Annotated in this window: 19 protein-coding genes and 1 tRNA gene; 6 read left to right on the plus strand and 14 right to left on the minus strand. The window is 39.8% G+C overall.

Going from position 1 to position 24,507, the window contains the following annotated elements; genetic code table 11:
• Positions 1-178: 178 nt before the first annotated feature.
• The 9 genes from J8L86_RS00005 to J8L86_RS00045 form a co-directional block, all read right to left on the minus strand.
• Positions 179-254, minus strand: a tRNA-Lys gene (locus tag J8L86_RS00005).
• A gap of 217 nt (positions 255-471) precedes the next feature.
• Entirely contained in the window at positions 472-1,197 is a 726-nt protein-coding gene (ybgF, locus tag J8L86_RS00010) for a tol-pal system protein YbgF (protein ID WP_055023790.1), read from the minus strand.
• A gap of 61 nt (positions 1,198-1,258) precedes the next feature.
• Entirely contained in the window at positions 1,259-1,810 is a 552-nt protein-coding gene (gene pal / locus J8L86_RS00015; RefSeq protein WP_211028146.1) for a peptidoglycan-associated lipoprotein Pal, read from the minus strand.
• Positions 1,811-1,830: 20 nt separating this feature from the next.
• The gene (gene tolB, locus J8L86_RS00020) at positions 1,831-3,159 is read right to left on the minus strand and encodes a Tol-Pal system beta propeller repeat protein TolB (RefSeq protein ID WP_055023792.1); all 1,329 of its coding nucleotides are present in this window, start codon (positions 3,157-3,159) and stop codon (positions 1,831-1,833) included.
• Positions 3,160-3,168: 9 nt separating this feature from the next.
• A complete protein-coding gene (tolA, locus tag J8L86_RS00025; RefSeq protein WP_211028150.1) occupies positions 3,169-4,104 on the minus strand; it encodes a cell envelope integrity protein TolA in 936 nt (311 codons plus the stop codon).
• A gap of 4 nt (positions 4,105-4,108) precedes the next feature.
• Complete coding sequence (gene tolR / locus J8L86_RS00030) at positions 4,109-4,534, minus strand: protein TolR (RefSeq protein ID WP_055023794.1); 426 nt, start codon at positions 4,532-4,534, stop codon at positions 4,109-4,111.
• Entirely contained in the window at positions 4,534-5,223 is a 690-nt protein-coding gene (gene tolQ / locus J8L86_RS00035) for a protein TolQ (protein WP_055023795.1), read from the minus strand. Before tolQ ends, tolR begins: the two co-directional genes overlap by 1 nt.
• A complete protein-coding gene (gene ybgC, locus J8L86_RS00040) occupies positions 5,213-5,614 on the minus strand; it encodes a tol-pal system-associated acyl-CoA thioesterase (RefSeq protein ID WP_119968336.1) in 402 nt (133 codons plus the stop codon). The genes tolQ and ybgC overlap by 11 nt, the downstream gene beginning before the upstream one ends.
• 1,407 nt (positions 5,615-7,021) lie before the next feature.
• The gene (locus J8L86_RS00045) at positions 7,022-7,891 is read right to left on the minus strand and encodes an OmpA family protein (protein WP_055023797.1); all 870 of its coding nucleotides are present in this window, start codon (positions 7,889-7,891) and stop codon (positions 7,022-7,024) included.
• Between the two features lie 139 nt (positions 7,892-8,030).
• Between J8L86_RS00045 and rnt the strand changes: the two genes are divergently transcribed.
• A complete protein-coding gene (rnt, locus tag J8L86_RS00050) occupies positions 8,031-8,708 on the plus strand; it encodes a ribonuclease T (protein WP_055023798.1) in 678 nt (225 codons plus the stop codon).
• A gap of 58 nt (positions 8,709-8,766) precedes the next feature.
• On the opposite strand, the gene J8L86_RS00055 is transcribed toward rnt, so the two are convergent.
• Positions 8,767-9,372, minus strand: a complete 606-nt coding sequence (locus J8L86_RS00055) for a peroxiredoxin C (RefSeq protein ID WP_055023799.1) — start codon at positions 9,370-9,372, stop codon at positions 8,767-8,769.
• Positions 9,373-9,781: 409 nt separating this feature from the next.
• On the opposite strand from J8L86_RS00055, the gene J8L86_RS00060 reads away from it, so the two are divergent.
• Positions 9,782-11,101 carry a Na+/H+ antiporter NhaC family protein gene (locus J8L86_RS00060; protein WP_065108324.1) on the plus strand — a complete coding sequence of 440 codons (1,320 nt, stop codon included), beginning with the start codon at positions 9,782-9,784 and terminating at the stop codon, positions 11,099-11,101.
• 70 nt (positions 11,102-11,171) lie between these two features.
• Here the strand turns inward: J8L86_RS00060 and upp are convergent, their stop codons facing one another.
• Positions 11,172-11,798, minus strand: a complete 627-nt coding sequence (gene upp / locus J8L86_RS00065) for a uracil phosphoribosyltransferase (RefSeq protein ID WP_055023801.1) — start codon at positions 11,796-11,798, stop codon at positions 11,172-11,174.
• Positions 11,799-12,038: 240 nt separating this feature from the next.
• Between upp and purM the strand changes: the two genes are divergently transcribed.
• Both purM and purN read left to right on the plus strand, forming a co-directional pair.
• Positions 12,039-13,076 carry a phosphoribosylformylglycinamidine cyclo-ligase gene (gene purM, locus J8L86_RS00070; protein WP_055023802.1) on the plus strand — a complete coding sequence of 346 codons (1,038 nt, stop codon included), beginning with the start codon at positions 12,039-12,041 and terminating at the stop codon, positions 13,074-13,076.
• A complete protein-coding gene (gene purN / locus J8L86_RS00075) occupies positions 13,077-13,721 on the plus strand; it encodes a phosphoribosylglycinamide formyltransferase (protein ID WP_055023803.1) in 645 nt (214 codons plus the stop codon).
• 68 nt (positions 13,722-13,789) lie between these two features.
• Here the strand turns inward: purN and cysB are convergent, their stop codons facing one another.
• Positions 13,790-14,764, minus strand: a complete 975-nt coding sequence (gene cysB / locus J8L86_RS00080) for an HTH-type transcriptional regulator CysB (protein WP_055023804.1) — start codon at positions 14,762-14,764, stop codon at positions 13,790-13,792.
• A 302-nt stretch (positions 14,765-15,066) separates the two neighbouring features.
• Here cysB and J8L86_RS00085 point away from each other — a divergent pair, with 302 nt between their 5' ends.
• Positions 15,067-15,852: a hypothetical protein gene (locus J8L86_RS00085; protein ID WP_055023805.1), complete on the plus strand. Its 786-nt coding sequence runs from the start codon at positions 15,067-15,069 to the stop codon at positions 15,850-15,852.
• A gap of 375 nt (positions 15,853-16,227) precedes the next feature.
• On the opposite strand, the gene topA is transcribed toward J8L86_RS00085, so the two are convergent.
• Entirely contained in the window at positions 16,228-18,891 is a 2,664-nt protein-coding gene (gene topA, locus J8L86_RS00090; protein WP_211028151.1) for a type I DNA topoisomerase, read from the minus strand.
• Positions 18,892-19,234: 343 nt separating this feature from the next.
• Here topA and astB point away from each other — a divergent pair, with 343 nt between their 5' ends.
• On the plus strand, positions 19,235-20,569 hold the full coding sequence (gene astB / locus J8L86_RS00095; protein WP_211028153.1) for an N-succinylarginine dihydrolase: 1,335 nt from the start codon (positions 19,235-19,237) through the stop codon (positions 20,567-20,569).
• Positions 20,570-20,640: 71 nt separating this feature from the next.
• On the opposite strand, the gene J8L86_RS00100 is transcribed toward astB, so the two are convergent.
• On the minus strand, positions 20,641-24,321 hold the full coding sequence (locus tag J8L86_RS00100; protein ID WP_211028155.1) for an Ig-like domain-containing protein: 3,681 nt from the start codon (positions 24,319-24,321) through the stop codon (positions 20,641-20,643).
• Between the last annotated feature and the right edge of the window lie 186 nt (positions 24,322-24,507).

Consider the following 24,507-nt stretch of genomic DNA (forward strand, 5'->3'; position numbering starts at 1 on the left):
TAAACCAAACAACTGAGCTAACGACCCATCTGTATTTCATTAAAACCTATGTTTTAATTGGAGAGAAAGCCAACTGCCTAATTAAACTAAACAACTGAGCTAAAAACCCATCTGGTTTTACGTAACGATTCATTACGTCTGAATTAAAGCCTGACTGGCAATCTCACTTTCAGAAAAGTGGTGGGTCGTGAAGGATTCGAACCTTCGACCAATTGGTTAAAAGCCAACTGCTCTACCAACTGAGCTAACGACCCATTTCTGTTTCTTAGATTAAGTGAAGACTATAAATAGAGTTCAATCAATCTGTCATCTAACTAAGTTAATCTAACCTGTTTAATGACCTCAGAACGTCGCTCCGTTCTGAGGGCGCCTATAATACCTTTTTCATCTTCGCATGCAAGTGCAATTTATGGTTTTTTTGCCGTTTGCACTAAAAATAAACTAAGAGGCTGTTTTTTAGTTAAATTAGGCTTACAAAGCCGACAATTGTTGTTGGGCAAGTCTTGCTGAGGCACTATTAGCGTATTCTTTCAACACTCGGTTATAGAATGTCTTCGCTGTCGCACTGTCACCTTCTTTTTCAGCGATCATGCCTAACTTAACTAAACTATCACCACGTTTATTAGAGTTAGGATATTTATTGACCACGGTATTAAATGCAACTTTAGCTTCAGCAAAAGTACCTTTATTGAATAACAACTGGCCTAACCAATAGTTGGCATTGGCAGCATATGTGGAATCTGGGTATTGTTTAATGAAGTCACTAAAGGCCGGAATGGCTTCATCGTACTTACGCTCTTTCAATACAAGGTTCACGGCTTGCTCATAGCTTGCAGTTTCCCCTAGAGTAGACTGAGTGCCAGCAGATGTAGCAGTATCAGCGACAGAGACAGTGGTCGACGCCGCACTCGCTGATAAATTAGCAATTTCTTCATAAAGCTGGCGTTGGCGCTGCAACATTTGACTAATTTGATAATCTTGCTGTTCAGTAATACCACGTAACTCAAGAACTTCACGTTGTAATGCATCTAAACGTTGTTGCGCTTCAAATTCAGATTGTTGTTTTGCTTTAATAATACGTTCTAAACGAGATAGTCGATCATCATTTGACCCGCCTGCAATATCTTGAACAGGTGCAGGGGCAGCGTTAGCACCTGCAGCTACAAACATCGCAGCAACTAAAACAGCATGTTTCATCAATAAACTCCTAAACTGGCCGGCATAGCCGGCCTTCCGTTATCGCTTTTACTCTTCGCGATTAATAAACTAAAACACCGCGGCGGTTTTTTGCAAAACCACTTTCACTGCGTGAAAAATCTAATGGCTTTTCTTCACCATAACTAACAACACTCATTTGGCTAGCTTGAACACCCATACCTTGTAAGTATTTAGCAATAGCTTTAGCACGACGTTCACCTAACGCAATATTGTATTCAGGCGTGCCACGCTCATCAGCATGACCTTCAATTAATACACGTACATTTGGGTGCTCAACTAAATAGTTTCCGTGAGCTTGAATAATTGCAGCATTTTCACTTTGTACTTCACTACGGTCAAAATCAAAATAAATAATATTTTGAGCACGTAATTCTTCTTGCTCAATACGTTGCTGCTCTTCTGGAGTTAAGATTGGCGCTGCGCCACCTGTTTCAACACCACCAGAACCATATTCACCGCCAGTGGTTGTAGTAGTAGAACTACTAGTTGAACCACTTGCGTCAGTTTCAGATTCTGAAGTTGTGCTACATGCACCTAATGCCATTACAGGTACAACAACTAACATAGCTTTAAACAACTTATTCAGATTCATGGGTAATCCTTAATTAAAATTTATAGAAATGGAGACCAGGCTGGCGATTTCACTTCACCTTGGCCTGCTGGTAGTCTTGCTTTAAAACGTCCATCCATAGATACCGCTGCTAATACTTGCTTACCGCGATAGGTTGTACCATAGATAACCATGGTTCCATTAGGTGCAATACTTGGTGACTCATCAAGTTGAGTTGAAGTAAGCACTTGCATAAAGCGAGTTTGAAGATCCATTCTCGCAATATTAAATTTACCATTAGTACGATTTACAAAAATCATACTACGTCCATCAGGAGTGATAGTACCGCCGAGGTTCCACTCACCTTCAAACGTTACACGTGAGATTTTTCCAGTACTCAATTTAACTTGATAAATTTGAGGTCTGCCGCCACGTTCTGAAGTAAAAATCAATGACTCTCCATCAGGCATCCAAGATGCTTCTGTATCAATAGCGTAGTGATTTGTCACACGTTTAAGTGCCTTTGTCGCTATATCAATCACGTAAATTTCAGGTTGTCCATCTTTTGATAATGTAACAGCTAACTTTTTACCATCAGGCGAAAAGCTTGGTGCACCATTAATACCTTTATGGGAGCTCACCTTAATACGTTCTTGAGTATAGATATCTTGAACAAATATTTCTGCTTTACGATTCTCAAAACTCACATAAGCGAGACGACGTCCGTCAGGAGACCAAGTCGGTGACATTAACGGTTCAGGCGAACGCAATAACATTTGCTCGTTATATCCGTCATAATCAGCGATCATCAAGTGATACGGTGATTTCTCACCCTGTTTCACAACCACATAAGCAATACGACTTAAGAAGGCACCACGTATTCCAGTTAGCTTTTCATACACGATGTCACTGATGCGATGACCATACTGTCTAAATTGCGACTCACTGATTACCGTTTCACGGCTTTCCAATAATAAGTCACTTGCAGGTACTGGACCTTTGTCTGACTGCAATTGCGCTTTGACTAAGTCGATTAAGTCAAAACTCACTAAGTACTGATTAGTACCATAAGGTTTAATCGAACCGACTAAGAGTGCATCTGAAGCCGTTTGCTCCCAACCTGTTGCAATAAATTCGTTAACAGTACTGATATTCGCTTGCGGTAGACTGCGAGCATCCAATGGGCTAAATGTACCACTACGAGCTAAATCACTTGTAACAACATCACTAATTTGTGTTGGCGCTGGCCCTGTTCCTTGCCATACAAAAGGCATGACCGCAATGGGCCTTGCGGCATCAACACCTTCAGTAATAACAATATCTAGCGCAGCATTTGCCGTGGTACTGGTTAAAAATACAAAAACTGTTAACCATTTTGCCAAAATCTTCATGTGACTCCTTTAATTAAATTCCGGTGATACGGTTAAATTAATTTCTTTCATTTTATTGTAAACATCTTCTTCAGAAGAAACGGGTAAACGCCCCGCTTTATTAATTGCAGCTTTCGCAGCACGGCAAACGACTTGATCGCCACTTAACGTTTGGCTTGCCGTCACAAACCCATCTTTTGCGAGTCGAATAAGTACTTGGCAACTTTTACCACGCATTGACTCATCAACCACCAAATTGCGTTGAATCGTTGATTTAATCATTGCTGTATATTTATTGACTTCTGACGTAATTTGCTTTGAACGTGTTGCCGATAAAGCGACTTGCTCAGCTGCCATTGCTTCAGCCATTTCACGTTCTTGACGAGCACGTTCTGCTTCTTCAGCTTTGCGTTTCCGTTCTGCTTCTTCTTTACGTTTACGTTCTTCTTCTCGCTTTTTCGCTGCCGCTGCTTCTTCAGCTTTACGTTTTTCAGCGGCTTTTTTCTCCGCTGCTTTACGCTCAGCTTCTTTTTGCTTTCTTAATTCAGCTGCTTTTTCAGCTTTTGCTTTTTCTTCAGCTTCTTTTAGTTTTGCAGCCTTAGCTGCATTATTCGCTTTTAATGTCTCTTGTTCTTTTATTCTGCGTTGGTTCTCAAGCTGCTTTATTCGCTCCTGCTCTTTTCTAACTTCTTCCTTCGCTTTGCGGGCTTGCCTATCTAACTCTTCTTGACGCTCACGCTCTTTACGTTGCATTTCAATTCGCTGTTTTTTGAGTTTTTCAGCATGCTCATTAATACGTTGTTGATCAACGACAACTGCTTGCACAACTGGCTCAGATGATTGCGCTTGAGGCAGGTGCTTTGGCTTGTCTTCAAAACTGATACCAAGAGCTAACGCAACAATAACACCAATATGAATGCCAGCTGAAATAGTAATAGGTAAGGTTAATTCTGATTTTACAGCCACTGAATTACTCCTTAGGTGAATCAGTCATTAGGCCAACAGCAGGCACACCTGCGCCCTGTAGACTGACCATTAACTGAATCACATTTTCATAAGGAATTCTTCTATCAGCCTTAACAACGACTGGCCTTTCTGGCTCTAGCTGGATCATCGCACCAACTTGGATAGAGATCTCATCCAAAGACAGCGGATCATCACTTGAACCACTCCCCACATTTAAGAAGTACTCACCAAACTCATCGATAGAAGCAACGATTGGTGGTTTACTTTCTGCAGGTAAAGGTTCAGCTTCGCCTTGTGGCAATTCTACTTTTACGCCTTGCGACACGATAGGTGCTGTGACCATAAAGATGATCAACAACACCAACATGACGTCAATATAAGGAACAACATTGATTTCGGCGACCGGACGACGGCGCTTACGTTGATACATTACACCGCTTCCTTCTCACTGTAGGCTTGGCGTTGCAATATGTTAGAGAACTCTTCCATAAAGTTTACATGCGCCATTTCTAGTTTTTCAACTTGTGTCGAAAAGCGGTTATAACCAATTACGGCAGGGATCGCTGCAAATAAACCCATTGCAGTTGCAATTAATGCTTCAGCAATACCTGGTGCTACCATAGCTAAGGTAGCGTTTTCAACTGCACCTAAGGCAATAAACGAATTCATAATGCCCCATACCGTTCCAAATAAACCAATATATGGGCTGGTTGAGCCAATGGTAGCTAATAAAGGTAGATGGGTTTCTAGTCTTTCAACTTCACGAGATAAACTCACACGCATCGCTCTAGATGTGCCATCCATGACGGCTTCCGGTGACTTACTATTTGCTTGACTCAAACGAGAATACTCTTTAAATCCTGCAACGAATAACGCTTCCAGTCCCGAAACCCCTTCACTTCGCGCAGATAATTCTTTGTAGAGTTTATTTAAATCCACACCTGACCAAAATGTGTCTTCAAACTTAATTGATTTAGCACGAGCTGAGTTTAATAACTTCCTGCGCTGAATAATAACAGCCCATGATGCTATTGATAGACAAAGTAAGGTCAGCATTACCAGTTTGACGAGGACACTTGCCTCTAAAAAAAGACCTATAAAAGAAATTTCAGCTTGCACGATTAAACTCCTGCACAATATTTAATGGGATAGCTCTTGGGCGCATACGAGATAGCGCGATACAAGCAACAATAATGGTTCCTTCACAATAACAGTCACCGTTATCGTCAAGCAAACGCTGCTTAAATACCAAAGAGGCTTTTTTTAATTCTATGACCTTTGATTCAACAAATAAGTTCTGTTCAAACCTAGCTGCAATTCGAAAATCTAACTCAGCATGCTTAACCACAAAAGCAATATCATCAGCTAAAAGTGTGCTTTGTACTACTCCCATCGATTTAAGCCATTCAGTTCTTGCTCGTTCAAAGAAATTTAAATAATTAGAATGATACACAACGCCACCGGCATCCGTGTCTTCATAATAAATTGAAATTGGCCATGTAAACATAATTAGCGATTGTGAATTTTGCGTAATAAAAGATGGCTTACTATACCGAGTACCACCACGCTTGTGAATAAAAGGACACAGCTATAAAAGGTTTATTTTAAAGAGCGATGATTAATTTGCCATTAAACTTAGGGCTTTTGCAGCGATATGCCTAATAAATGAAGAATGTTTAATGTTAGCTATTGATTCATTTACAAACATTTAACTTTTAAGCGTTCCTCATTCGAGTTAACCATTGAAGGAGGTTCACTACATAAAGGGGATGTTTAACAAAGTAACTAGAGAACAAACATAAACGTTTTCCAGCGTGTTTATTAGTCAAATTTATAAGTCACTCATATAAAATCGTTAAGTCACAGTAGACAGCAAGAATGATTAATTTTCATTTTTAGAAAAAGTCATGAGTAATGAGTAATGAGTAATGAGTAATGAGTAATGAGAGTTTATCAATAGTGATGCGTAAATAATTTGATGGGTAATTAGTTAAAGAAGTCCTAAAAAGTCTATACACATAGGTCATTCAATCGGTTATTTCTGCGATGACTTTCCCAAAAGAGCATTTGGATAAGAATATATAGTGCTAAAAGTTACTTATGCTGTAGTTTGTGGATATAGCGATAAAGGATACAAAGTCATACAGGTGGTTAATATCCGCACAAAAAGCGGGTTAATTATACAGGGCGACCTCAACTTTGTTCCCTGTATAGCAAAAAATTATAAAAAAATTAACGAAGACATCAATTCTAGCTAGTCACTAAAGATACGATTTCCCTATCCCTTACCAAAGTACTAAAAACCCTATTAACAAGGGAATTCAGCAGTATTTCTTATTATTAAATTTTTTTGTATTGTTAGTAGAATTGTAAATTTAACATTTATACATCAATTGAAATAAGCACAAAAACAATTAAATATGCATAACGAATGAATATAAACGGCCATTTTAGGTATTCTGATTTAATTATTGTGATTAGTAAAAATTTAACGACATTGTAATGAATTAGAAATACTAATCTGAAGCTGTAATTTTTCTAGTTTGTCACCTTAGAGTAAACTCTCTAAAATTCATCTTGTTTTCAGGACATAGCTTATTTAGTTATTGAAAACCAAGAACTCCTAGTTGATGTACCCCAATACCTCAACTTATCCCTGGTTCTTATGCTTGACTTCCTTCCTTGAATTTGTGAATACAAATTGTTTGGCCCACTTATTTTAAGTGGGCTTTTTTTTACCTTAAATTTATCATCGACTTTATTCTAATGAGTCTCAGTTCATTAAAATGCAACTTACTTTGTGGTGCTGCCATCATGATGTTCAATCAGTGGCTTAGAAAACTAAAAAGGCTTAACGCTGAGTTAAGCCTTGAAAGAGATTGGGGCTGCTAGAGTCGTGATAGGCAGAAATTGAAATTTAAATGCTCTTGGAAATTTTGATCACTACGCGGCGGTTACGTGCTCTTTCTTCAACAAGATCGTTAGATGCAACATGACGACGTTCACCATGACCCGTCTTATGAATACGACTTTCTTCAATGCCACTTGCAACAAGAAGATCTGCAACTGTGTCTGCACGACGCTGTGACACCCTTTGATTCACAGAGCGACCACCATAACTGTCAGTATAAGCATCAACAAACACTAACTCTACATCAGAATCATAGGATAAATACTCTTGAACACGTTTCAGCTGCTGTTTTGAAAAACGGGTTAAATTAGTTCCACCCTCTTCATAATTGAGCACGGTAAACGCTATATCATCAAAACCGTAAGGTAACAGCGTCGCTAAACAAGAACGAAACTGACGGTACTCACCACCAAAATTTGCCGAAGATAAGCCTACAGCGACTTTGTCAGATTGATTATACCAATCTGCGTAGTAAAAAGTCGGTTGCATGCCTTTACTTAATTCTGACAACATTGACCAAGCCGCTTTCTTTGGAACTTCGCCATTAAATTGTTTTTGATATTTAAGTTTAGTGATCGCTTTTTCATTTACGCCAGGACGCCACTGAGGTGCTTTACTAATTAACTCAGCATTAGTCACTTGATCGGGCTTGTTCCACATATCTAAGGTAAAATTAAGGTTTAAATCTTTACCTGCTTTGCTAGTAAAAATGGCTTTGCCATAATCAGGGATATCATGTTCTAAACGGCATTCAATTGGGCTGTTTTCACTAATGCGCCACATAGAGTTATCTAATGATGCAACATAATGCTGTAAGTCTGCTTGTGCAGAACTTACTAAACAAAAGCTTGATACTAGAATTGCCTTACGCCACATAAAAAACACCCTGTTTGCTAGTCACAATACTCTATCGGCATCGTTTTATGTTTCTTTAGCGTAGAATTTACTCATTCACACATGACACTGGCTCTCTCTTTTAGCATAATAGCCACCATATTAAAGAAAGAGGTTTTTAATGAGCGATATCTGCGACGCAAATAAATTCAAACACCGTTTTAGAGGCTACTTCCCTGTTGTTATTGATGTTGAAACAGCTGGATTTAATGCCGCCACTGATGCGTTGCTAGAAATAGCGGTTACCACCCTTAAAATGAATGATGATGGTTTTATCGAACTAGATAAAACACTTCACTTTCATATTGAACCATTTGAAGGCGCTAACCTAGAACCCGAAGCACTTGCTTTTAATGGCATTGATCCAACAAATCCATTGCGTGGAGCCGTTGAAGAAAAGCAAGCTTTTCTAGAAATATTCAAGCATGTCAAAAAAGCGCAGAAAGCCGCTGATTGTCATCGCTGTATTATTGTGGCCCATAATGCTGCATTTGATATTGGCTTTGTTAATAAAGCCATAGAACGAAACGATTTAAAACGCTCACCTTTCCACCCGTTTGCCACTTTCGACACCGCCACGCTTGCAGGGCTTGCAATAGGTCATACAGTGTTAGCAAAGGCCTGTAAAATGGCAGGAATTGAATTTGACAATAAAGAGGCTCATTCAGCCTTGTACGATACAGAGCGCACTGCTGAGTTATTTTGCTACATCGTCAATAAATGGAAGACTTTAGGCGGCTGGCCAATGGTAAGCGAAGAGCACGAAGAAGAATCAATTAAAGAAACATCAGAAAGCTGATTGATATAAATAAAAAAAGCTGCCGAGGCAGCTTTTTTTTATGTCTAACAAACGAATATTAAAGCTTGTCAGAGTTATCTTTTAGGTAAGAAGCAACACCTTCAGTTGTTGCTGTCATGCCTTTGTCGCCTTTTTCCCAACCAGCAGGACATACTTCACCGTGCTCTTCGTGGAATTGTAATGCGTCAATCATACGTAGCATTTCATCAACATTACGACCTAGTGGTAAGTCGTTAACCACTTGGTGACGAACTTGACCTTCTTTGTCAATTAGGAATGATGCACGGAAGGCAACACCAGCTTCTGGATGCTCAACGTCATATGCTTTACAGATTTCATGTTTTACGTCAGCTACTAATGTGTAGTTAACTTCACCGATACCGCCTTTTTCAACGGCAGTTTTTCTCCAAGCGTGATGAGAGAATTGAGAATCGATTGAAACACCGATAACTTCAACACCACGTTTAGTGAACTCTTCAATGCGGTGATCAAAAGCAATCAGCTCTGAAGGACAAACAAAAGTGAAGTCTAGCGGGTAAAAGAAAACAACTGCTGGCTTACCTTTAATCGCGGTAGATAGATTGAAACTATCAACGATTTCACCAGTACCAAGAACCGCTGCGGCAGTAAAATCTGGGGCCGGACGGCCTACTAATACGCTCATTTTAAATCTCCATCTATGGATTGAAAAAAATTAACACAATACCTGTTTAAAACTGATAAGCATTATACCCAAACAAATACAATATGCGAGATAGCTCACATACGTGTTAACGATTAACACGACGAATGTAGGATAATTGCGCTATACCTTACCGCTAATTGAATAAAGACATAAGCCTTTTAAGATGAAATATGGTTTACTTGATGAAAAATACTCCATATCAATCCTTTTTTATTCCTAAAAAAATTTTCAACATCCTTACACGCCTTGTTACATCAATGATAAACCCTACTTACAAGCATTCAGTTTTCGTAAACTCAACCGAGATAAACTGGACATGAGGTTTTATACAGACAAGAATGATTGCACTATGTCTATCTAAATAAAAATTAAATAAGAAAACTTAAATATGAATGCAGTCGTAATTGCTGTCACCTTAATGCTTGCATTAAGTCTCATGCGTGTGAATGTTGTTATTGCACTAACGGTTAGCGCCTTGGTAGCGGGTTTAGTTGGTGGACTTGATATTCACCAAACAATAGGAGCCTTTAATGATGGCTTAGGAGGCGGAGCGCAAATCGCCTTGAGTTATGCTTTGCTAGGGGCTTTTGCTGCTGCGTTATCGCATTCTGGTTTAACGACCCTTATTTCGCATAATATTATTAAAAAAGTAGGTAAAGAGCCAAACAGCACCAATACTTTAGTCGTTCGTTGGTTATTACTTGCCTCAATTTTATTAATGGCGATTAGCTCGCAAAATATTTTGCCGATTCATATTGCCTTTATCCCGATCCTTATCCCGCCGCTACTTCATGTGCTTAGTAAACTGCAAATTGATAGACGCCTTGTCGCTTGTATTATCACATTTGGTTTAGTGACGACCTATATGATTCTACCGATTGGTTTTGGCGGCATATTTTTAAATGACATACTATTAGCCAATTTAAACAATAATGGCCTAGAAGCCGTAAAAGAACAGATCCCTGCAGCTATGCTACTACCTGCACTTGGAATGATTGCTGGTTTATTGACTGCGGTATTCATCACTTATCGAAAACCAAGAATATACGAAGCAAAAGATATTACTGTTGAGCAAGAAGAAATCAGTATTAATAAGAAAACCATTTTAATATCGTTAGTAGCGATAGTTGCAACACTGGTTGTGCAACTTCAAACTGACTCAATGATTTTCGGTGCCTTAACAGGTTTTATCATTTTTCGTTTCTCTGGAATTATCAAACCTGACGTTAGACAAGACATGTTTAATCAAGGTGTGCTAATGATGGCCAACATTGGTTTTATTATGATTGCAGCTGCAGGTTTTGCTGCAGTTGTAAAATCAACGGGTGAAGTGAGTACTCTTGTTGCTTCGCTTGGTGACATTATTGGAGATAATAAAGCATTAGCTGCATTATTGATGTTAGTAGTAGGCTTGTTAATTACTATGGGTATTGGTTCTTCATTCTCAACCATCCCTATCATCGCCACGATTTATGTGCCACTAGCATTAACATTTGGATTTTCTGTAGCTGCAACTATTGCACTTGTAGGCACTGCTGCCGCATTGGGCGATGCGGGTTCACCAGCTTCAGACTCTACATTAGGCCCTACTGCGGGCTTAAATGCGGATGGTCAACACGATCATATTCGTGACAGTGTTATTCCGACGTTTATTCACTACAACATTCCCTTAATCGCCTTTGGCTGGATTGCTGCAATGGTATTGTAGTAGATAGAATATAAATACAAAAAAGGGAGCCAATGGCTCCCTTTTTACAACACATCAAATGACTCTTTGATTATTTAGTACCGAAAATTTTATCTCCAGCATCACCTAAACCAGGTAAAATGTAACCTTGTTCATTCAAACAATCATCAATAGATGCAGTAAATAACTCAATATCTGGATGCGCAGCTTCTAATGCTTTAATCCCTTCTGGCGCAGCAACTAGCACTAGTGCTTTAATCGAAACACAACCACGCTTTTTCAATAAATCGATAGTCGCAATCATTGAGCCACCAGTTGCAAGCATTGGGTCGACGACAATCGCTACACGCTCATCTACATTACTAACAAGTTTATCAAAGTAAGGAACCGGCTCTAACGTCTCTTCATCGCGGTAAATCCCTACCACAGAGATTTTGGCACTGGGCATATGCTCTAGCACGCCGTCCATCATGCCAAGTCCAGCTCGTAGAATTGGTACAACCGTGACCTTTTTACCTTTAATTTGTTCTATCTCAACAGGGCCATTCCAACCATTAATCGTAACTGTTTCAGTTTCAAAATCCGCAGTAGCTTCGTAAGTTAATAAACTACCCACTTCCGTTGCTAGCTCACGAAAACGTTTAGTACTAATGTCAGCTTCGCGCATTAAACCCACTTTGTGACGAATTAACGGATGTTTTACTTCAACGACTTTCATTTTGCACTCCTAGTGATGAGATATTTTTTGCAAATTGTTCAAATCTTAGTTTATTTATCCTCGATATAAAACATAAAGTTTCATAATTGCAAACAATCTCACGCTAACCAGCTAAAACCATTACAGAAAACTGTTTTCATAAACGTATAAATCCAAATGATGACTTTCGACGGCATTCACAAGCTGATAGAATACCGCCGCATAAAATCCCATAAAACGATGTACCCTAGAGGATCCTCCGTGAGCACTCCTACACCACTTAGTTACAAAGACGCTGGCGTTGATATCGATGCTGGTAATGCATTAGTAGACAACATTAAAACTGCGGTTAAACGCACTCATCGTCCTGAAGTCATGGGCAATTTAGGCGGTTTTGGCGCATTATGCGAACTACCGACTAAATACAAGCACCCTGTACTGGTTTCCGGCACTGATGGTGTTGGTACTAAATTACGTTTAGCGATTGATTATAAAAAGCATGACACTGTTGGTGTTGATTTAGTTGCTATGTGTGTCAATGATTTAATCGTATCTGGTGCAGAGCCTTTATTCTTCCTCGATTACTACGCTACAGGTAAACTCGACGTTGAAACAGCGACTTCTGTTGTCAATGGTATTGCTGAAGGTTGTCATCAATCTGGTTGTGCGTTAATTGGTGGTGAAACGGCTGAAATGCCAGGCATGTACGAAGGCGAAGACTACGACTTAGCAGGTTTTTGTGTTGGTGTTGCTGAAAAAGAAGCAATCATCGATGGTACAAAAGTACAATCTGGCGATGCACTTATTGCGCTAGGTTCAACAGGGCCTCATTCAAATGGCTACTCGTTAATACGTAAAGTATTAGAAGTGAGCAAAGCCGATCCGCAGCAAGATCTAGCCGGTAAGCCACTTATCGAGCACTTATTAGAACCAACTAAAATCTATGTTAAGCCATTACTGAAATTGCTTGAGCAAACTGAAGTTCATGCAATGGCACACATTACTGGTGGTGGTTTCTGGGAAAATATCCCACGCGTATTGCCAGATGACTGCAAAGCCGTCGTTAAAGGTGACTCATGGCAATGGCCTGTCGTTTTTGACTGGCTAATGGAAAACGGCAACATTGAACAATTTGAAATGTACCGTACCTTTAACTGTGGTGTGGGTATGATTATCGCTCTTCCTGCAGAAAAAGTTGAATCAGCTTTAGCGTTACTTAAAGCTGAAGGCGAAAATGCTTGGTTAATCGGTGAAATTGCTAATCGTCAAGGTGACGAAGAGCAAGTGGAGATTAATTAAATGTCTGAATGCTGTCGCGTTCTTGTTCTTATTTCAGGCAATGGAAGTAACTTACAAGCCATCATTGATGGTTGTGATGATAACGTCAATGCTGAAGTCGTCGGTGTTATTAGTAATAAAGCCGATGCTTACGGTTTAGTTCGAGCTCACCATAGTGAGATTGATACTAGTTGCGTTATAGCCCGTAAAGATGAATCGCGTCAGCAATATGACTTGCGCTTGCAAACTGTTATTGAGCGCTATCAGCCTGACTTAATTGTACTTGCTGGTTTCATGCGGATCTTATCAGATGAGTTTGTTAGCCAGTATTTAGGTAAAATGATTAATATCCATCCTTCATTATTGCCTAAATATGCTGGTTTACATACGCATCAAAGAGCGATTGATGCGAAAGATACTGAGCACGGCGCGAGTGTTCACTTTGTGATACCAGAACTTGATGCTGGCCCTGTGATATTACAAGCTAAGGTACCTGTATATGATGAAGATACTGTTGAAACATTATCTAGTCGAGTACATGAACAAGAACATGCCATTTATCCGTTAGTCGTTAAATGGTTTAGCTTAAAGCGGTTAACAATGCATGATAACTGCGCTTTCCTTGATGGTGAGAAAATTGGCCTTCATGGATACGCGCCTGATTAACCCTGTATTTGCATCAAGATGCCATAAAAAAATCTCGCTATTGCGAGATTTTTTTATGGCAAATATCATTACCTCACAGGCAACTCCATTCCTGCGAACATCTCATCAATTAATTGCTGATCTCTCAATGCTACTGCTTTTTCAACAACATCTCGGGTCAAATGAGGCGCGAAGTTATACATAAAGTCATACATGTAGCTTCGTAAAAAACTCCCACGTCTAAAGCCTATTTTAGTCGTACTATGGGCAAATAGGTGTCTCGCATCAATAGCAACTAAATCTTTATCTATCACGGGATCAATCGCCATAGAAGCAATCACTCCGACGCCTAAGCCAAGCCTCACATAGGTTTTTAATACATCAGCACTGGTGGCACTGAATACGACTCTTGGCTCTAGTTCAGCTCGTTTAAACGACTTTTCAATCTCAGAGGCTTTATCGAAACCAAACACATAAGTGACTAAAGGAAACTCTGCTAAGTCTTCTATTGAAAGTGTTTTACGATTAGCCAAAGGATGATCACGCGTTACTACAATCGAACGATTCCAATGATAGCAAGGCAACATAATTAAATCTGAGTATAAATGCATTGCTTCGGTCGCAATGGCGAAATCTGCATCACCTCTTGCTGCCTGCTCACTGATCTGAGATGGCGTGCCTTGATGCATATGGAGATTAACTTTTGGGTAGCGCTTAATAAAAGGTTTAATCACTTGCGGCAACGCGTAACGGGCTTGAGTATCAGTTGTCGCAATGTTGAGCTCACCTTGATTCGGTTGTGTGTACTCTTCAGAAACCTTTTTGATACTCTCGACTTTTCCTAGGATATCATTTGAGATATCAATCACTAGCTGCCCAGCAGGTGTGACGTGAGTTAAATGTTTACCACTACGTCCGAATATCTGAATACCAAGTTCATCTTCTAACATACGAACTTGTTTGCTTATCCCAGGTTGCGAGGTATAAAGGTCTTCAGCTGTCGCTGATACATTTAAATTATGCTTCACCACTTCTGCGATATATCTTAATTGCTGTAACTTCATAATACGACCTTCACTCTGATCTGAGACTAAACAACATTGATACAAACCAACACACTGTTATAGCTAAATGTTATAGTCCATCTAGTTTATTAATGCAAATAGTAATAACGAGATTGAGAATTTTGCATGTTCTCAGCCTGTAATGTTACCCTTGCTCACAGAGTCGACACATCTCGCAATTATCAACAGATTGAATGACTTTTTGTACGACACAAGCGATGACATGCGCTAAGATATAATCAATTAATTAAATAAAAGTGGTAACCAGCCACTCTGCTTTCACACAATTGAACGGAAACCATATGACCTTTACTTTGGTATTGATCCTTCTAGGCGCACTATTTATCCTCATTATCGGGATTAGCGTCATTCAGCAACAAAAAGAACGCGCTGAAGCTGAACGAAGAATGGAGCTTAAACGCCAACGTGCCATTATTGATGAAACAGAAACCGTATTATCAAATACTGGGCTCGCTTCTTTTCCTAGCAGTGTAATCCTTGTGCTCTATAAACGTATTAATGAAGCCTTAGAAGTCTCGCTAACACATTTGGAAAATCAGCCGCAGCAACTTGACTATCAGCGTCGTCTATCTGATATTCAAGCTCAAATAACCACATTAAGTGCTAGCCCTTCTCAAGCGCTGGCAATTGAAAATTTCCGTCTGCCTGATAATGACAAACAAATTTTAGAATTGGTGCAGATGCTGAAAAAATTAAAAGCGATTGTGAGAGCTGAAAATAACAAAGGGAAACTTGAACCTCAGGTATTTACTGATGCAGAGAACCGAATAGACAGCTATCAGCTTCGCATTAATGTCGAATCAATGCTATCGAGAGCAAGAGCTTCTAATTCGCTAAAGCAATTTGGCTCTTCAAAACAAATGGTTTCTAAAGCGCTGGCAACCCTACAAGCGATTAAAGCCAAAACACCAAACGACCCATTCATTAGTCGTAAAGTGGATGAAGCAAAAGAGCTATTAGAAGAAATAAATTCGCAGCAAAAACAAGTCACTCCAGAAACGGTCAATACACCTAAGAATGACGAAGATGATATTGACATGTTATTCCAGCCAAAGAAAAAATGGTAAGTAGTTGGTGAGATAACAAAGTAGTTGATGAGATAATAAATCCGCCGCACCTATTTAAAGCCTCGCTAGGGGCTTTTTTTATATCTGCGTGTTATTAATACTAACCACTACGTTAATATAGAGTGACTCACAACATACCCTTTTACCAAGCCTGCCTCCCTCTCATGTAAAACTAACCCTAGTTGACTTAAAAGCTATGGAATAACTGATTTTCTAGGCTCTAATATCCTCCTAAGCGGGAACAAATCTCCTTGTTCTAAGATATTCATTTTATATTTAACCATAAGCTGTGATTGCTGCTCACATAAAAAATGGAACCCGAAGGTTCCATTTATATAAAAGCGATTGAAACAAGCTTAGCGATTAACGCCTTAGCTATGAAGCTTTTTTCTTGACTGCTTTTTTCGCTGGCTTTTTCTTGGTAGATTCACTCACCCACTTGCCACCGATAAACTTAGATGTCCATCCAGTCGCTTTGCCATCCACTTCAGTAGCAACGTATTGCTCTTTCGTTTTGCGGCTAAACTTAACGGCAGCTTTATTACCGTCATCATCAGTGACTGGCGCATCAGCCAAAAACTGATACTTAGGCCAAAGTTGTTCACGATAGCGAACCAACTCTTCAACTAATGGCGCACGTGTTTCCCGAGATTTAGGAAATGTACTTGCCGCAAGGAAAATACCAGCAGCACCATCACGTAAAACAAAGTGCGCATCTGATTTAGTACATTTTAAATCAGGTAAGAAGATAGGGTCTTCTTTTGGTGGCGCCGCTTCACCACTTTTCAGCAGTTTACGGGTATTCTTACACTCGGTATTTGTACAACCAAAATACTTACCAAATCGGCCGTTTTTAAGTTCCATATCATTGCCGCATTTATCGCACTCAATGATCGGCCCTTCATAGCCTTTAATTTTGAATTGTCCCGCTTCGATTTCATAACCGTCACACGTTGGGTTATTACCACAGACATGCAATTTACGGCCTTCGTCAATTAAATAGCTGTCCATCGCTGTGCCACATTTACCACAGCGATGTTTAGCGCGTAATGCATCCGTTTCAGCATCTTCATTATCGCTAACGGCTTCTTCACCAGGTGTTAAATTCATGGTGGTCTTACAGCGCTCTTTTGGCGGTAAAGCATAGCCTGAACAACCTAGGAATACACCTGTTGTACCAGTGCGAATTCCCATAGGGCGACCACAAGTTGGACACTTAATATCTTCAGCAAGTACCATCTCATTAAGGCGCATTCCGCCTTCTTCAGGATCGAGTTCAGCTTGTTTAAGCTGTTTAGTTAATTCAGCATAAAACCCATCAAGCACTTTTTTCCACTCTAACTTACCCTGGGCAACATCATCGAGCGTTTGCTCCATGCTGGCAGTAAAATCAAAGTTCATGATGTCACTGAAGCTTTCGACTAAACGGTCACTAACAATTTCACCCATTTTTTCAGCAAAGAAGCGACGGTTTTCAACTTTAACGTAACCACGATCTTGAATGGTAGAAATAATCGTCGCATAAGTCGATGGTCGACCAATGCCACGTTTTTCAAGTTCTTTTACTAATGATGCTTCACTAAAGCGTGCAGGAGGCTTTGTGAAGTGTTGTTTAGGTAATAAGTCCTTAAGGTCTAATACATCCCCTTTAGCAACTACTGGTAACGTATTATCTTCCTCGTTCTTTTTACCCATTGGCGGTTGCACTTTTGTCCAACCATCAAATCTCAATGTACGACCACTGGCTTTTAATTCGTAATCACCCGCAGTGACCGTTAAACGAGTTGCATCATATTTAGCTGGAGTCATCTGACATGCTACGAATTGGCGCCAAATAAGCTCATAAAGACGCTGAGCGTCTCTTTCCATATCTGTTAAGGATGCGGACTGAACTATCACATTAGACGGTCTGATAGCCTCATGCGCCTCTTGAGCGCCTTCTTTACTACCATAACGAATAGGTTGTTCAGGTAAATACTTGTTGCCGTAATCATTGGCAATCATATCTCGTACACAATCAACCGCTTCTTTACTCAAGTTCGTTGAGTCGGTACGCATATAAGTAATATGACCAGCTTCATATAATCGCTGTGCCATCATCATGGTCTTTTTAACACCAAAACCAAGACGAGTACTCGCGGCTTGCTGTAATGTCGACGTTATATACGGCGCAGATGGTTTGCTTGATGTGGCTTTGTCATCACGGCCAGTAACAACAAACTTAGCACCTTTTAGCGCATCCAAAGCAACTTGCGCTTGCGCTTCATTGATTGGACTAAAAGCGGCCGACTGGAATTTAGCCACTTGCATTTTAAGCTTCTGAGCTTGAGATGTCGCTAAATCCGCATGTACATCCCAAAACTCTTCAGGAACAAATGCTTTAATCTCGCCTTCACGTTCAACGACTAATCGAACAGCTACCGATTGAACTCGACCAGCTGACAAACCACGAGCCACTTTTTTCCAAAGTAGCGGGGAGACCATAAAGCCTACAATACGATCGAGGAAACGACGTGCTTGTTGGGCATTAACCATATTGGTGTCAAGAGCAGAAGGTTCACTGAATGCATCTTGAATAGCTGATTTAGTAATCTCGTTAAAAACAACACGTTGGTAACGAGATTCATCGCCACCAATGATTTCTTGTAAGTGCCATGCAATCGCCTCTCCCTCTCTATCCAAATCGGTTGCGAGATAGATATGGTCAGCTTTTTCTGCAAGGGCTTTTAATTCTTTAACGACTTTTTCTTTGCCAGGCAAAATTTGATATTTGGCGTCCCAGCCTTTTTCAGGGTTAATCCCCATACGAGCCACTAGCGCACGTTTATCACGTTGCTGCTTATATTTGGCTTTTTCTTCAGGCGACATTTTCCTGACTTCAGCTGGCGTTTTAGTTGCCACTTTGCTGTCAGGCGATGATGATGTAGGCAAATCACGGATGTGACCTACACTCGATTTAACGATAAATTCTTTACCAAGGTATTTATTAATAGTCTTGGCTTTGGCCGGCGATTCGACAATAACTAGCGATTTACCCATAGTTTTATTTGCGCCAAAAAGTCTCTGATAGATATAAATTGGTTCCATATATAGAGTGTTGAGACGAATGTTTCAAGTAAATAACTCTAATATGTGTCCAGCGAGCCATTTTTTAATCAATTATAAAAAAGGAGAAAAAATAATATTGCGTTAATAAAAAGTAATATTTCATTATTTAGGGTCTAGCAAGTAAAACTTGTGCATGTTTAGTCACTTTTTCATTTTTTGAGACAATTGTCACTGCTTGTTAACCCCTATTTCATCAGTATACTGGCAATATTCTTGCTGTAGCTATCAGCAAATCACGCGATAATTACAATAATAAATATTTTAAGGATAATAAATGAAGCACTACGAAGCGAACTTTGACGGACTAGTCGGACCAACGCACAACTATGCAGGTTTATCTTTTGGTAATGTAGCCTCTTATAGTAACGCAGCGCAAGCATCAGATCCTAAGGCAGCGGCAAAACAAGGCTTATTAAAAGCTAAATCATTAGCTGATTTAGGTATGGTGCAAGGTGTTTTAGCACCTCAAGAACGTCCTGATATCTATTCGCTTCGACGCATGGGATTCTCTGGCTCTGATGCAGAAGTGCTAAATCAAGCAGCTAAGCAAGCACCTGCATTACTCAACGCATGTTGCAGTGCATCTTCTATGTGGACAGCAAACGCCGCTACTGTTTCACCTAGTGCCGATACCCGAGACGGTAAAGTGCATTTCACTCCAGCAAATCTCGTTGATAAGCTTCATCGCAGCATTGAACCTGTTACAACTGGTAATATTCTAAAAGCAACTTTTAAAGATGAACGTTTTTTTAAGCATCATCAACATTTACCTGAGCACGCAAGCTTCGGTGACGAAGGAGCTGCAAACCATACTCGTCTGTGTAATGATTACGGTCATTCAGGGGTTGAGTTGTTTGTATATGGCCAAGAGTCAACCAACCCTAATGCAGTAAAACCGGTTAAATTCCCAGCAAGACAAACACTTGAAGCATCACAAGCTGTAGCTCGCCTTCATCAACTAGATGAAGAAAGTTGTGTATTCATGCAGCAAAACCCTCACGTTATTGACCAAGGTGTTTTTCATAATGATGTGATTTCAGTAGGAAACCAAAATGTTCTTTTTTACCATGAACAAGCATTTTTAAATACTGATGTTAAGTTTGATGAAATACGTAAAAAAATGAATACTGATGTTCACTTCGTAAAAGTTTCAACTGAACAAGTATCTATCAATGATGCCGTAAAAAGTTATTTATTTAACACGCAAATTATTACCTTACCAAATGGCGAAATGGCAATTATTGCCCCAACCAATTGCCAAGAAAACCCTGCTGTGCACGCGTATTTGAATGAGTTAGTCACCTTAGGAACCCCAATTAAGCAGGTCCAATATTATGACGTGAAGCAAAGCATGCAAAATGGTGGTGGACCAGCATGTTTAAGATTACGCGTAGCAATGAGTGAATTAGAAATATCTGCCGTCAATCAAAACACATTAATGAACGATGTATTATTTAATAAATTAAATAACTGGGTTGAGAAACATTATCGTGACCGTCTAGAAGTTAAAGACTTAGCTGACCCACAACTTATTATAGAATCTCGTACCGCATTAGATGAATTAACACAGATATTAAAACTTGGCAGTGTTTATCAGTTCCAAAGATAATACATAGTTTGAATAATGACATAAAAAAATGCCGCTCAATGAGCGGCATTTTTTGCAGTTAGATAAAATAATTATCCATTATCTAATACATTAACCGTATATGTCACCGCGTCACCAAACAAAGTTTGGACAGTTATAGAAAGCAAACCTTCCGTTTTTTGGTTGGCGCTACTTTCTCTACTAACAGTAAATGCATAGAGCAGAGGTTTGTTAGAAGTATTGTTACCTATTGTATACTCCGTTGTAGCTGCAGCTAGGTCACCATTACCTGATTGAGCAGTAATTGTCGTTCCATTTGCTAATGTGTTGTTATTAATATCTGAAATAAAAAGATAAACTGTTTTAGAGGATAAACCAACATCTTCTTGAGGACCATTTGGATCAGATGGGTCAACAGGAACAAATACAGATCTTAAATCAATAGCTGTTACAGGTGTAATAGCTCCAGCATCATCAATATCAACTAACCTTCCGAAAGGAACCGAGCCAGACATCACAATTGGGATATTCCTAAACACATTTAGTTGGGCTTGAGTATTATTGATACCAGTTTGAGTACAACTTGCTTCAGAGCCTGTTGCACATAGCAAACCTGTGTAAAAACCATCTGCGGTATCAAAGGTTCCATTACTGTTGTAGTCAACATATTCTTCATTTACAGCACCGTCAGGAAGTGGGCTAACTATAGTGTCACGGTAATTACCATCCTCATTATGATCAAAGAAAGCTTCAGATAGATCTATCCATTGCTCCCCCGTATCAAATAAACCATTGCCATTTAAATCAACAAAGCTTTCCTCACCAATTGCATAGGCAGTTATTGTTGAGCGACCAGGACGTGGCTCAGCAATCACCGAGTTTGTTCCATCGGTGTAACCCGCCATTGTTGCACCTGTACAAGGAGGTAAAACGGAGCCATTGAAACCGCCATTAGGGCAGGTCACAGTTGTACCATCAAAAGGTCTTGGATTTGAACTAGTCCATATAACTGAACAGGTACCAGTATTAGAAACGGTTGTACAACTACCATCTAAATCACCTTGACCGATATTCCCACCTTCAGTGACGAAGTGAACCACGGTACCTGCCGGAACAGGATTATTAAAATGATCAGCAGAACGAATAGTGACTGTGCTTGTTTCTCCGTCGCGGTTCCAACCTTCAACATTCAATACTGAAGCAGATAAAGAAAAGCTATTATAATCAGCAAGACCTGTTGTGACTGTTAAGCTGTCTGAAATATTTGAAACAGGTAGACTAGAAGGATCATTTTCGTCTTGCCAAACAGCAAACACTTTTACTGGCGTAGGTACATTACCCGAACGAACCGTAACAGTTACATCGCCATTCGCATCTGTATATGCAACGGCATACTTATTTGCTTGCGTAAGGTCTGCTGGGTATTCTGCATCACCGACTTTTGGCATATTTGGACAATTTACAAAGTCATCTGCAATAGGAGCTGGTGATAAAGTCATCCCTCCGACTTCTGTGCTTAATTCAAAACATACTCTTTTTGCTGCAGCAGCTTGTCCTATCTCATTTAACAATTTGAAAGAAACCTGAGATGTTTCTGAGCGTTCACCCGCATCAGAAAGCCCACCTGAGCCTTTTATTGCTAATTTCGTAGGAGAAGCCTCAATAAATTGAATTGCACCAACAGAGATAGCCTCAATCAAGACATCTATGGTAGCAGTAACAGTTGAAGCACCAGTTATTGCAGATACAGTTATAGTATCTGTACCTTGACAATTTATACTTTTGTATGTCGCAAAACCTTTACCTGCATTTGTTACTACAGGAGAGTCTATTACAGCATTTCCTGCGGACATACATTGAGAAGAAAACTCTAAATTAAATGGTTGAGTTGTTTCAATCGCTCCATCAGGGTCAAGAACAGTTACTTCGATTACTGTTGACCCACCAGCAGGAATTGTACCTGTACCAATATAAGTAGAAACTTGCAGGTCAATATCAACACGTCCAATTTCAAATGCTTTAGTAGAAGTAACTTGCTTTACACTAAGAGAGACTTCACCAGCACCTACTGCCCCGTCAGAATATAAGTCAAGTATTGCTTTACCGTCTGAGTCTGTAATAGCGGTAGCAGAAGCGGGGCTGATGGCACCTAGTGTTGTACCTGCACTAACAAGAACTTGTTTTAAAGGCTGGTTAGAACCTTCAAGCGTTACAATGGCTCCTAAAATGCCTGGTCGCTGATTTGTAATATTATCAGTTACTGTGCAAACTTCGAAGTTTTTCAGAGCTTTGTCAAAAGATGGTGCATCATTACAATCATAGATATCAAATGTAATGCTTGGATCTGCTGCGACAGGATCAATATCATCACCAGCAGTTTCAAAGCCTATTGTTGCTTGAGTTGAACCAAAAGAAGCGGTTATAGTCGCAGCTCCTTCAACAGTACCGGCTGTTATTAATATTTCAGCTTTACCTGAAGCATCCGTAAGCGCCGTTCCAGAATTAGGTAAAAAGTTACCAAGAGTACTTGTAAAAGTAATCACTTTGTTCTGCAGAGGGTTACCACTGTCATCACTCAAAAAGACTTGAGCTCTACCTGGAGAGGCTTGACTGATGTAGCTTGTTTGATTACCTGATGTATCAACGAGTGTAACCACCAAATCGTTTACTTCACCATCACCACCTTCTGCATCACCAGCTACGCTATAGCTAAAGTCATCAGAAACTGAATCATTATCCAATACAAAAGTTGCTGTTAAAGTACCTGCACCTTTAATATCACCGGTTAGTAGTGTTACAGTTGCTATACCATTAGTATCAGTTAATGCGTTACCCGACGTTGGATTGATTATACCTTCGCCTGTTATAGAAAAACTAACAGGCTCAAATGCTGCTGCTGCACCAAGTTTGGTTAAAGTCGCTAAAACGGTTCCTGGAGAATCTTGGCTAATATCTCTTAATTCGTTATTTGCTGAATCCTCAACAGTCAAAGTTATTTCATATTCATCAATTGGATTAACGACTGAAACATCACCAAGCGTGGTAAAACCAATTGTTTCAGTTGTCTCACCAATAACAACTGTAATTTCATCTGCACCAGCAATAGTACCGGCTGTTAAAGAGATCTTAGCTACACCATTAGAATCTGTTATGGCAGTTCCAGTTGTTGGATTGATTATTCCTAGGCCTAATTTAGTAGAAAAAGTAGCTAACTCTCCAGAAATAGCATTGCCTGCAACATCTAAATAAGTAGCATGTACCTCACCTGGTACATCATCACTAATCTCACTAATAGAATTTCCAGAAGTGTCTACTAAAGCTACTGTAAGCGTATTGGAACCTGTCGTAGTCCCATCCCCTTTCATCGTTATCGCTAACGCATTAGAGTCCCCATCTGCTGTAGAAGCAACGACACTACCCGATCCTGCAATATTTGCTGAAAAAATGGAGATAGTAGCAACACCATCAGAGTTAGTTACAGCTGTCGCTGTTTCGTTACTAAATGTCCCTAAGTCTGTATTGTTTAATACAAAGCTGACCAATGTCCCAGAGACTGCGCCTTGAGTTGAACTTGTCACGGTTGCAGTTAAAACTGCACCAGTTGTTGCATCAACTTCAGCTCCATCTGCCACAGATGATGTTAATTCTACACTGATGACTTCAACAGGATCTGTTCCCCCGCCGCCATCATCTGAAATACTTCCCCCACCACTACAAGCAAAAAGAAAAATCGAACTTAAAAGCGCTAAAAATAGTCTTTGTGCTGACCTCATTGTCAGTCTCCCTGTTACATTAAAATCGTACTTATGATTTATAATAGTTACTTACCGGTCGATATTACATAAAAATATCGTAACTTTCTTGTTACTCTAATGTTTTCTTCGGCATTTTTCCTTAAAAACTTTAACTTTTATGCCGTTTCATATGATTTATTTTCCTGCTACGCTTTAAAAGATAAA

The organism is Shewanella sp. MMG014 (genome assembly GCF_018100775.1).
Classification (GTDB): domain Bacteria; phylum Pseudomonadota; class Gammaproteobacteria; order Enterobacterales; family Shewanellaceae; genus Shewanella; species Shewanella japonica.